The sequence below is a fragment of the Polaromonas sp. genome, assembly GCF_036676035.1.
Taxonomy (GTDB): domain Bacteria; phylum Pseudomonadota; class Gammaproteobacteria; order Burkholderiales; family Burkholderiaceae_C; genus Polaromonas.
On sequence record NZ_JAKFDR010000130.1, the window covers coordinates 46,537 to 57,038 of the forward strand.

General features: G+C 62.6%; 10 protein-coding genes. 3 read left to right on the forward strand and 7 right to left on the reverse strand.

The features are described from left to right. Positions 1 to 170: 170 nt before the first annotated feature. Together V6M61_RS20710 and V6M61_RS20715 are read right to left on the reverse strand one after the other, a co-directional pair. A complete protein-coding gene (locus V6M61_RS20710; protein ID WP_332778496.1) occupies positions 171 to 1,067 on the reverse strand; it encodes an antitoxin in 897 nt (298 codons plus the stop codon). Beyond that, positions 1,067 to 2,155: a hypothetical protein gene (locus tag V6M61_RS20715; RefSeq protein WP_332778497.1), complete on the reverse strand. Its 1,089-nt coding sequence runs from the start codon at positions 2,153 to 2,155 to the stop codon at positions 1,067 to 1,069. The genes V6M61_RS20710 and V6M61_RS20715 overlap by 1 nt, the downstream gene beginning before the upstream one ends. Positions 2,156 to 2,629: 474 nt before the next feature. Here V6M61_RS20715 and V6M61_RS20720 point away from each other — a divergent pair, with 474 nt between their 5' ends. Continuing rightward, the gene (locus tag V6M61_RS20720; RefSeq protein WP_332778498.1) at positions 2,630 to 3,997 is read left to right on the forward strand and encodes a polyhydroxyalkanoate depolymerase; all 1,368 of its coding nucleotides are present in this window, start codon (positions 2,630 to 2,632) and stop codon (positions 3,995 to 3,997) included. Positions 3,998 to 4,036: 39 nt separating this feature from the next. Further along, positions 4,037 to 4,720: an electron transport complex subunit RsxB gene (gene rsxB / locus V6M61_RS20725; RefSeq protein WP_332778499.1), complete on the forward strand. Its 684-nt coding sequence runs from the start codon at positions 4,037 to 4,039 to the stop codon at positions 4,718 to 4,720. Between the two features lie 37 nt (positions 4,721 to 4,757). Here rsxB and V6M61_RS20730 read toward each other — a convergent pair whose 3' ends face one another. Next, positions 4,758 to 5,870: a YeiH family protein gene (locus tag V6M61_RS20730; RefSeq protein WP_332778500.1), complete on the reverse strand. Its 1,113-nt coding sequence runs from the start codon at positions 5,868 to 5,870 to the stop codon at positions 4,758 to 4,760. A gap of 117 nt (positions 5,871 to 5,987) precedes the next feature. Between V6M61_RS20730 and V6M61_RS20735 the strand changes: the two genes are divergently transcribed. Continuing rightward, positions 5,988 to 6,899, forward strand: a complete 912-nt coding sequence (locus tag V6M61_RS20735; protein ID WP_332778501.1) for a LysR family transcriptional regulator — start codon at positions 5,988 to 5,990, stop codon at positions 6,897 to 6,899. Between the two features lie 19 nt (positions 6,900 to 6,918). On the opposite strand, the gene V6M61_RS20740 is transcribed toward V6M61_RS20735, so the two are convergent. From V6M61_RS20740 to V6M61_RS20755, 4 genes are all read right to left on the reverse strand, one after another. Then, positions 6,919 to 7,404, reverse strand: a complete 486-nt coding sequence (locus V6M61_RS20740; protein WP_332778506.1) for a VOC family protein — start codon at positions 7,402 to 7,404, stop codon at positions 6,919 to 6,921. Between the two features lie 89 nt (positions 7,405 to 7,493). Further along, a complete protein-coding gene (locus V6M61_RS20745) occupies positions 7,494 to 9,542 on the reverse strand; it encodes an acetyl/propionyl/methylcrotonyl-CoA carboxylase subunit alpha (RefSeq protein ID WP_332778502.1) in 2,049 nt (682 codons plus the stop codon). After that, positions 9,543 to 10,235 (reverse strand): hypothetical protein, encoded by a 693-nt coding sequence (locus V6M61_RS20750; RefSeq protein WP_332778503.1) that lies wholly within the window; start codon positions 10,233 to 10,235, stop codon positions 9,543 to 9,545. Further along, positions 10,216 to 10,502 (reverse strand): carboxyl transferase domain-containing protein (locus V6M61_RS20755; protein WP_332778504.1); only part of this gene is annotated, 287 nt, incomplete at its 5' end. The genes V6M61_RS20755 and V6M61_RS20750, both read right to left, overlap by 20 nt.

Consider the following 10,502-nt stretch of genomic DNA (forward strand, 5'->3'; position numbering starts at 1 on the left):
TATCTGCCAGACGATCAGGTGCCGCGCCCCCTCAGCGTTCCAAGCCCGCATGGCAAAGGAGGCCGAAGACAACGCCCTGCTTCTTGGCCTGGACGACTTCGAATCCAATTTGCCTCCCATGGCTTGCTTATCGATGCCAACGAAGATCGCTTTGATCGCCACGCCGCCCCCTATCCGATTCGTCTCAGGAGTTGTTCAATCACGTCACCTGCCTGGCGTTGCCGTAACGCCCTCGCCTCGCGCTGCTCGGGTTCGTCGCTGTCGCCAAGCTCGAACTTGGCCACCGACACCGGGCCGTCTTTGCGATAGCCCTCCGTCTTGTCGTCCTGTGCGAAGCGATCGCGCAGGATCGCCAGCGAAGCTTGAATGACGGCGCCGTGCTTGCCATCGCGTTCCTTGCGGAAGGCTTCGGCGACGGCGTCTGGGCCTTCCGGCGCATGTTCAATGCAATAGATCAGGTCGTGCGCGTCCTTGCGTTCGAAGCGCTGGTCGAATGCGAACGACTTCAGGCAGGTGAAGCTCACTAGATTGGCGTGCTTGATCTTCTCGGTCGCCACGCCATTGCCGCCAAGCAATTCCGCCTGGATCTCAGCGACCTGGTGGAGGTCGAAAACGATGGACGAGTGCGGAATGTTCAGCGCCGAGATCGTGCCTTCGGTCGGCAACGGCTGCACCTTGCCGCCAGCGATGTGCGGCGCGTCGGCAAGCAGTTCGAGCACCATCAGCGCGCCGTGTTCGGTGCGGGTCTGCCAGCGCCAGGAGAGCTTCTGCTTTTTGTCGTTCTCGGCCCGCTCGAAGCCCATTTTTTTGAGGTTGTTCTCCAGTGTGTGATACGCCTCGGTATCGGCCAGAATCTGCAGGTCGATCACGATATCGACATCCAGGGTGCCGGCATGCGCAGGAACCACCGGCGGCCGGGCGGCGACCAGGTATCTCGGCGTGAGGCCACCGACCAGATAGACCGAGTCCTTCCACGGACCCAGCCCGCGCAGCAACGTCACGAGGACGCGTTCGCAGTCGAGGGTGTACTGGTCGCTGTAGCCATCGAGGGTTGCGGGTTTGGCCATCAGAAGCCGATCCTTTCTTTGCGCAGATGCTCGGCCATTTCTTTGGAGCGGCCTTCGCCGCGCAGCAGGTCGAGGTAGACCTGAACCGGGCTGGCCAGCCAGATGCCGCCGACTTGTTCGCGGAACAGCAACTCACCGGGCGACTTCGCTTCGATGATTGCCAGGTTGGCGCCTTCGTTGACGACGCGTGCGCCGAGGTCGGCGATGGCGGCGTCGGCGTTTGAACCGATCAGCAGCCGGGTGCGCACCTGCGAGACGCTGGAGAGAAATGGCGCGTATCGCTGCGCAGCTGCTTCGTGACTGATCGCGTAAGCGGCATCATGGGCGTCGAAGACTTCGCCGACCCGTTCCAGCAACGTGTCTGCCTTCGTGGCGGGCACGTAATAGCGACGCAGGTTCGGGGGCCGAATTGATGCAATTTGCTTCACCCACGCATCCAGTAAGGCTGCGGGCTCGCGAAGGTGGCGCTCCTTGCTAGGACCTTGTCCGCGCGACACCAGCCAGTCGAAACGTTCCAGCTCCGTCAGCACCTGCGAAGCGGTGGCCGGGGACACCATCGCCTGTTGCGCCAGCTCCTTGACGCCAAACCAGTCCTGACAGTCCTGGTGCTGGACCAGCAAGGCGTGAAGCACTTGCGCGCGCCGTCCCGAAAACAGGGAGCGAACCGACTTCGCGAGGGTCTTGGGCGGGGGCTTGTCGATGTAAAGATAAGCCCCCGGTGCGGGCAAGTAGAGGCTGCCGCCGCTGTCGTAGTATCCGACGCGCTCGTCTCTGAGCAGTTCCTTGGCTCCCGGAGAAATGGACTCGGCGACCAAGAGCGACAGGGGCTCTTTGCCCTGCCCCTTAGGTCGGCCATGACTGGCCTCCCTGAACCGCCAGAGCACCTGACGGACGTCTCGTGGATAAACGGCTTTCTTGGCTTCGATTAGCAAGATGAAGGACTTACCCCCCACATGCAGGTCGATCTGGGCGTCATGCCCACGGTCGCCTGTCGAGCCGGCAGGTTCCCATTGATCCAGGTCGGCGTGTACCCCCGGCAACTCCCGGAGGGCTTCAAGAAACCGCACGATCAACTGCCGTTCGGTCATGGAGGACTCAAGCATTATGGGTGGGTGGAGGTTATTTACTGTTCAGTAAATAATGGCATTCTAGCGAATATTCGGCTTTTTGGCAATATTTACTGCGCAGCGAATAAGGCTTGTACCTCTCGGCGGATGCCGCCGGGCTCTTGGGCGCAGCCCCGAGCCGCTAGGGCGCCTCGCCCATTAGGCTTTGATCCCTGACGCCTTGGGCCTTCCCTGCTTTCTGGCCTGCGCGCTTCGCTTGCCTCCAGGGGACGGGCTAAAGCCAATCCCCGCCGCGCAGGCTTGGCGCCCCTCGATACCGCCGAACAGGCGGTGCCTGATCGGCCAGCGCACGCTGCCGATGCGCGCTGCGCGCGCTTTGTCACTTCTAACCTGCAAGCGGCTCGAGTTGGTGTTTGCGCTTACCCAAATGTTCCCGGCGCCTGTTATATTGCATTGCAACATACCCAGTTTCCCACGGTTATAAAGACATCACCCATGCTGTACCAAGCCTATGAAACCCAGCGCACGCTGATGGAGCCTTTTGTCGATTTTGCACAAGCGGCGGCCAAGCTCTATGGCAATCCCCTGTCCCCTTTGGCACAAAACCCGTTTGCGCAGCGGGTGGCAGCCGGTTACAGCCTGATTTACCGCTTGGGCAAGGACTATGAAAAACCGAGCTTTGACATCAAGACCGTGGATGTGAACGGCACCGATGTCGCCATCCACGAACGCGTGGAAATCGACAAGCCCTTTTGCGAGCTGCGCCGCTTCAAGCGCTTCTCCGACAACCCCGCCACGCTGACCAGCCTCAAGGGCGAGCCCGCCGTGCTGATCGTGGCGCCGCTGTCAGGCCACTACGCCACGCTGCTGCGCGACACGGTGCGCACCATGCTCAAGGACCACAAGGTCTACATCACCGACTGGAAAAACGCCCGCACCGTGCCCCTGACAGACGGCGCCTTCCACCTCGACGACTATGTCAACTACGTGCAGGAATTCATTCGCCATATCCAGGGCATTTACGGCAACTGCCACGTCATCAGCGTCTGCCAGCCCACCGTGCCGGTGCTGGCCGCCGTCTCGCTGATGGCCTCGCGCGGCGAGTCGACCCCGCTGAGCATGACCATGATGGGCGGGCCGATCGACGCGCGCAAGTCGCCGACGGCCGTCAACAACCTGGCGATGAACAAGAGCTTTGAATGGTTTGAAAACAACGTGATTTACCGCGTGCCGAGCAATTTCCCCGGCGCCGGGCGGCGCGTCTACCCGGGCTTTTTGCAGCACACCGGCTTTGTCGCCATGAACCCGGACCGCCATTTGTCCAGCCATTACGACTACTTCAAGGACCTGATCAAGGGCGATGACGCCAGCACCGAGGCGCACCGCAAGTTCTATGACGAGTACAACGCCGTGCTGGACATGGACGCTGATTACTACCTGGACACCATCCGCACGGTGTTCCAGGAATTCAAGCTGGTCAACGGCACCTGGGACGTCAAGGGCGTGGACGGCAAGCTGGAGCGCGTGCGCCCGCAGGATATCAAGACCACGGCCCACTTCACCATCGAAGGCGAGCTGGACGACATTTCCGGCGCCGGCCAGACCGAAGCCGCCCACGGCCTTTGCTACAACGTGCCGAAGGCGCGCCAGAAACATCTGGAAGTCAAGGGCGCCGGCCACTACGGCATTTTCAGCGGCCGCCGCTGGCGCGAGATCGTCTACCCGCAGGTCAAGGCCTTCATCATGGAAAACAACAAAGCCATCAAGGCCGTAGCCCCTGTTGCACGTGCGCAAGCAGCTACCAAAAAGATAGCAAACGCAGCCACCCGCACCGCGGCCCCAAAGACCCCTCGCCGCAAGTGAATTGCCCCGGGGCGGTGCCACTGGGAGGACAATAGGCGGGTGAACCCACCTGCCGAACGCTCCCTCGCTGACCGTATTAATCGTATCAATGCCGCCCTGCCGCAGACCCAGTGCACCCGCTGCGGCTACCCGGACTGCGCCGGCTACGCCCAGGCCATAGCCGCAGGCGACGCGCCCATCAACCAGTGCCCGCCCGGCGGTGCACAAGGCATTGCGCGGCTGGCCGCGCTGACCGGCCAGCCGGTGATCCCCCTGAACCCCGCCAACGGCACGGAAGGTCCGCGCAGCGTGGCCGTCATCGACGAGGACTGGTGCATAGGCTGTACGCTGTGCCTTAAGGTCTGCCCGACCGATGCGATCCTGGGCAGCAACAAGCAGATGCACACCGTGATCGAGCCCTATTGCACGGGCTGCGAGCTCTGCATTCCGGTGTGCCCGGTCGACTGCATCAGCCTGGAAAACGTCACGCAGCAGCGCACCGGTTGGGCCGCCTGGTCACAGGCCGAGGCGGACACGGCCAGGGGTCGCTATGAATTTCATAGCTTGCAGCGCAAGCGCAGCAAGGAAGAGAACGATCAAAGGCTTGAGAGGAAAGCAGCCGCCAAACTCGCCGACCTGCCTGCACAGACGCAGCACACCGATGCCGCCGTGATCGACAAAAAGCACGCCGTGATTGAAGCCGCGCTGGCCAAGGCCCGGGCGCAGCGCGAGAAGAAAGCGTAGGCCGACAGTTTGGTCAAGCCCGCAGATCCGCACGCCCTCAGGCCACGGCCCAGCACAGCAGCGCGCCAGCGCTGATGAGGAAAACAAACAGCAGACCGGCCAGCACCAAAGGACGACGGCCCGCATGCAGCAGGTCGCTCAAACGCGTGTGCAAACCAATCGCCAGCATCGCGCAAGCCAGCAGCCAGTCGTCGAAGACGATCAAGGCGGGTTTCCATTCGGCCGGCACCCAGCCCGCGGAGTGCAGCGCCATGATGGCGATGAAGCCCAGCGCAAACCACGGCACGCACTTTAGCACCGGGCGCCCCAGCCCTGCCGATGCCGTGCCAGGCGCCGCCGCTTCCTTGGCACCTTGTGGCCACAGCGCAATGAGCAGCAGCAAGGGCGCCAGGGCCAGCACCCGCACCATCTTGGCGACCACTGCCGCGTCGGCCACCGCCGGGCCGACCATCTGGCCGGAGGCGATCACCTGCGCCACCTCGTGCAGCGTGGCGCCGGTGAAAATGCCGAACAGGCGTGCGCTGACGGGCCACTGCCACTGCTGCACGGCCAGCTCATGCAAAGAGGGGTACAGAAACATGCCCAGCGTGCCGAACAGCACCACGGTGGCCACCGCCACGGCGGTCTGGCGATCGTCGGTACGCACCACCGAGGCCACCGCAATCGCCGCAGCCGCCCCGCAGACGGCGCTGCCCGCGCTGATCACCAGGGCCTCGCGCCAGCCCAGGCCCAGCAACCGGGTCCCGAGCCACAGCCCCGCCAGCAAGGTGCCGGCCAGCATCAGCAGTGGCACCACCACGCCCGCCGCCCCGAGCGCCACGACGGCGCCAAACGTCAGCCGCAAACCATACAAGGCGACGCCGAGCCGCAGCAACTGCTGGCGCGCCAGGCCTGCGCCAGGGGCCAGCGGCGCCAGCCAGCGCCTGGGCAACAGATTACCGGCCAGCATGCCAAGCCCCATGGCCAGCGTCAGCGCCGACAGGCCCGTGCCTGCCAAAGCCGACCACCGGGTCAGCACCAATGTGAGCGCCGCCAGCAGGCCCAGCGGCAACAAGCTCAGCAGCCGGTCGCGCCACCAGACAAGGGGCGCTGGTGTGCTGATGCTTTTGGCAGTTGTGGCGGCGTTGGGAACGGTGGATAAAGGCGACATGTACAGAACAAAAAGACAAAAAGACAAGAAGACCGGGTCAAGACAGGCCGGAGCTTAAGTTCCGCATGCAGATAAGTAAAATCGGTAATATACATATTACTTATCTATATCAACGATATGGAAACACGCCCTCTTCGTCTCACGCTGCGCCAGCTCCAGGTGTTCGTGGCCGTGGCCCAACAGGGCACGACCGTGGGGGCCGCCCATGGGTTGGCGCTGTCGCAGTCAGCGGTCAGTGGCGCGCTGGCCGACCTGGAACAGGCGCTCGACAGCCCGCTGTTCGACCGCTTCGGGCGCCGGCTGATGATCAATGAGACCGGCCGGCTGTTGTTTCCGCGCGCCCTGTCGCTGCTGGACCAGGCCCATGAGCTGGAGCGCCTGCCGCTGCCGTCGGGCGTGCAACTGCGCGTGGCGGCCAGCAACACCATTGGCAGCTACATCCTGCCCGCCCTGCTGGCCGGCTTTCGCCATGCCCAAAGCGGGCCCTGCTCCCTGGACATGCGCATTGGCAATACCCGGGAGACGCTGCAGGCGCTGCTGAAATTCGAGGCCGACATCGGCCTGGTCGAAGGCCACTGCCAGGTCGGTGATCTGCTCAGCAGCCACTGGTGCGATGACGAGATGGTGGTGGTCGTCAGCCCGTCCCATGCGCTGGCCCGCACCAGCCCCAGCGCAACCGCAGCCGCGCTGCGCGAAGCGGACTGGGTGGTGCGCGAGCCGGGCTCGGGCACGCGCGAGATCATCGAGGAGCGTCTGGTGCCGCACCTGGGCCCGCTGCGCTTTGCGCTCGAACTCGGTAATGCCGAAGCCATCAAGCGCGCGGTCATGAGCGGCTTCGGCGTGAGCTGCCTGTCACTGCATGTGGTCGGCGACGACCTGGCGCGCGGCACCCTGGTCGCGCTGCGTGAAGGCTTGCCGCGCCTGGTGCGCCCACTGCATCTGGTACTTCACAAGGACAAGCACCTCACACACGGCCTGCGCGCGTTCACCGACTACCTGCATCAAAACGTGCCCACGCCCTTGGGCTGAGGGCTGCGAATCTGCCGCTTCAGACCAAGGCCAATGCGGCAAAGGCCTTGATCACCTCGGGCGGCGCCTGCACCAGTTCGATCAGCACGCCCTCACCCGCCACCGGAAACTCGTCATTCGACTTGGGGTGCAAAAAGCAGATGTCAAAGCCGGCCGCACCCATGCGAATGCCACCGGGCGCAAAGCGCACGCCCTGCGCGGTCAGCCATTCAACGGCCTTGGGCAGGTCGTCAATCCACAGCCCGACGTGATTGAGCGGCGTGGTGTGCACCGCCGGTTTTTTCTCCGCATCCAGCGGCTGCATCAGGTCGACCTCCACCTTGAGCGGGCCGCTGCCGATGCTGCAGATGTCTTCGTCGACGTTTTCACGCTCGCTGACGAAATTGCCGGTGACTTCCAGGCCCAGCATGTCCACCCACAAGGTGCGCAGCCGGTCCTTGCTGGTGCCGCCGATGGCGATTTGCTGGATGCCTAAAACCTTAAAAGGGCGAGAACTGGCCCCCACGCTTGCCACTTCGTGTGCTGCGCTGCCCCCCGAGGGGGCTATTTCGCCTTGGGACGGCCCGGCGGCGAAATGGTCACCCTTACCAGTGCTCATACAAACTCCACAATAGGCTGGTCCACCGTCAGCGACTCGCCTTTGCCAGCCAGCACCTTGCCAACCACGCCGTCAGCCGTGGCAAACAGCACGTTCTCCATCTTCATGGCCTCGATCACGGCCACACGCTCGCCGGCCTGCACCTTCTGGCCGGGCTGCACCGCCACCTCGACCAGCAGGCCAGGCATGGGCGACAGCACATAGCGGCTCATGTCGGGCGGCGCCTTGTAGGGCATCAGCGCATGCAGTTCGGCCGCACGCGGCGACAACACCAGCGCATCCAGCTGGGTGCCGTTGTGCGCGATGCGGATGGCCAGCGGATTGCGGCCCACGCCGCGCTCAACCTGGGCCACAAACGGCTGGCCGTTGACCGTGCCCCGGATGCGGGCCCCGCCCAAATGCCAGTTGCTACAAATTTCATAGCTTCTGGCGCCCGTATCCACCCGGCTGGAGCCCGATTGCGCTTGAAAATTTGTCACCAGCACATCGCTGCGCGTGTTCTGCCCGCCCGCGCCCAGCGTGACCACCACAAACTCTTCGCCCACCGTCACGCCATGCCCCGGCAGCTGGCCGCTGATGCCGGCGGCCCGGTCCAGCATGCGGCGGTTCACATAGGCCGCCAGCGCCACGAGAAAATCCGGATCGTCATGCGGCACGTCCCCGGCATGAAAACCCTTGCCGTAGTGCTCGGCAATGAAGCCGGTGTTGAACTCGCCCGTGACGAACTTCGGATGTGCCAGCAGCGCGGCCTGGAACGGAATGTTGCTGCTGATACCCCGGATCACAAAGCCGTTGAGCGCCTCGCGCATCTTGGCAATCGCATCAAAGCGGTCCCTGCCGTGCACGATCAGCTTGGCGATCATCGAGTCGTAGTACATCGGGATCTCGCCACCGTCCTGCACACCGGTGTCCACCCGCACGCCCATGAGGTTGACGGTATCGGATGCAAACATGCTCTCCTTCGGCGCCTGAAAGCGCACCAGGCGGCCCGTGCTCGGCAGGAAGCTGCGGAAGGGGTCTTCCGCGTTGATGCGGCACTCGATGGCCCAGCCCTCGCGCTTGACGTCGGCTTGCGCCAGCGGCAGCTTCTCGCCGGCCGCCACGCGGATCATCAGCTCCACCAGGTCCAGGCCCGTGATGCACTCGGTCACCGGGTGCTCCACCTGCAGCCGTGTGTTCATCTCCAGGAAGTAAAAGCTCTGGTCCTTGCCGACCACGAACTCCACCGTGCCCGCGCTCTGGTATTTGACGGCCTTGGCCAGCGCCACGGCCTGCTCGCCCATGGCCTGGCGCGTGGCCTCGCTGATGAAGGGCGACGGTGCCTCTTCGATCACCTTCTGATGCCGGCGCTGGATCGAGCATTCGCGCTCGTTGAGGTAGATCACGTTGCCATGCGAGTCGCCGAGCACCTGGATCTCGATGTGGCGTGGCTCTTCGACAAACTTCTCGATGAAGACGCGGTCGTCGCCGAAGCTGTTGCGCGCCTCGTTGCGGCAGCTGGTGAAGCCCTCGAAGGCTTCCTTGTCGTTGAAGGCCACGCGCAAGCCCTTGCCGCCGCCGCCGGCCGAGGCCTTGATCATCACCGGGTAGCCAATGTCCTTGGCAATTTCAACCGCGCGCTCGGCGGATTCAATCGCCTCGTTCCAGCCCGGGATGCAATTGACCCTGGCCTCGCCGGCCAGCTTCTTGGAGGCGATCTTGTCGCCCATGGCCGCGATCGAGTAGTGCTTGGGGCCGATGAAGGCGATGCCCTCTTCTTCAACGCGCTTGGCAAAGGCTTCGTTCTCGCTCAGAAAACCGTAGCCCGGATGCACGGCCTGCGCACCGGTCTTCTTGCAGGCGGCAATGATTTTTTCGGCCTGCAGGTAACTGTCGCGACTCGGCGCCGGACCGATGTGCACGGCCTCGTCGGCCAGCTCGACATGGCGGGCATCCTTGTCGGCATCGGAGTACACCGCGACGGTCTGAATGCCCATCTTGCGTGCTGTCTTGATCACGCGGCAGGCGATTTCACCGCGGTTGGCAATCAGGATTTTGGTGAACATTTATTTCTCGTTGCCTTTCTTTTCAATGAGCACTATCGGTTTGATCAGCGGAGAAAATTGATGATCTTCACGTTGATACGGAATGTGGCGCACTCTATCGCTGAGTGCCAGATACCTGCTCCAAATCAAGTTATTGACCTTTTCGAAAATTTTCTTGTGAATTGCCATCACTTCCGCATTTGAGCGAAACTCATCAATCGCTTGCTGCTCGTCTTGAGTGATCTGCATACCGGGCATAGTCGGAAAAACGGGAAAGCTAGGAGCATGCTCCTTTAATGCCCGATCCATTGCAGGTTTGCTTCTCAAGTAGTTTTCCTTGTTAACCGCGGACTTGAGAATCGTGTTATCAGGATTGCAATAGGCCTCCACCCGTTCTATTTCTCTGGGCTCAAGGACGGTTGTTAGGGAGGTGAGCCATATCTCTTTCACCTCATCAGGGGTAACCAGCAGTTCTAAACCCCAAGACCTTCCGCTGCCAACACTTCGAGCTTCAGCAGTGAGACGCAATCGACCATCAGGCTGAGTGCTTTGCAGCATGTATCCGCCATAGTGTTTTGAGAAGCAAAAGCTATCGACGACTCGCTTGGCTCGCCAATTCACATCATTTTGCGCACTCACCGAGCAACAAAGAGCTGACCCCAAAATCGCTACCAAGCCGAAGAAATTTCGACGATTAGAAAGGAATGTTGCCATGCTTCCTCCACGGGTTTTCCAGCTTCTTGTCTTTGAGCATCACCAGGCTACGGCAAATGCGCTTGCGCGTTTCATGCGGCAGGATCACGTCGTCGATGAAGCCGCGCGCGCCGGCAACGAAGGGGTTGGCAAAGCGGGCCTTGCACTCGGCTTCCTTCGCGGCCAGCTTGGCCGGGTCGCCCTTGTCCTCGCGGAAGATGATTTCCACCGCCCCCTTGGGCCCCATCACCGCGATCTCGGCGTTGGGCCAGGCGAAGTTGACGTCGC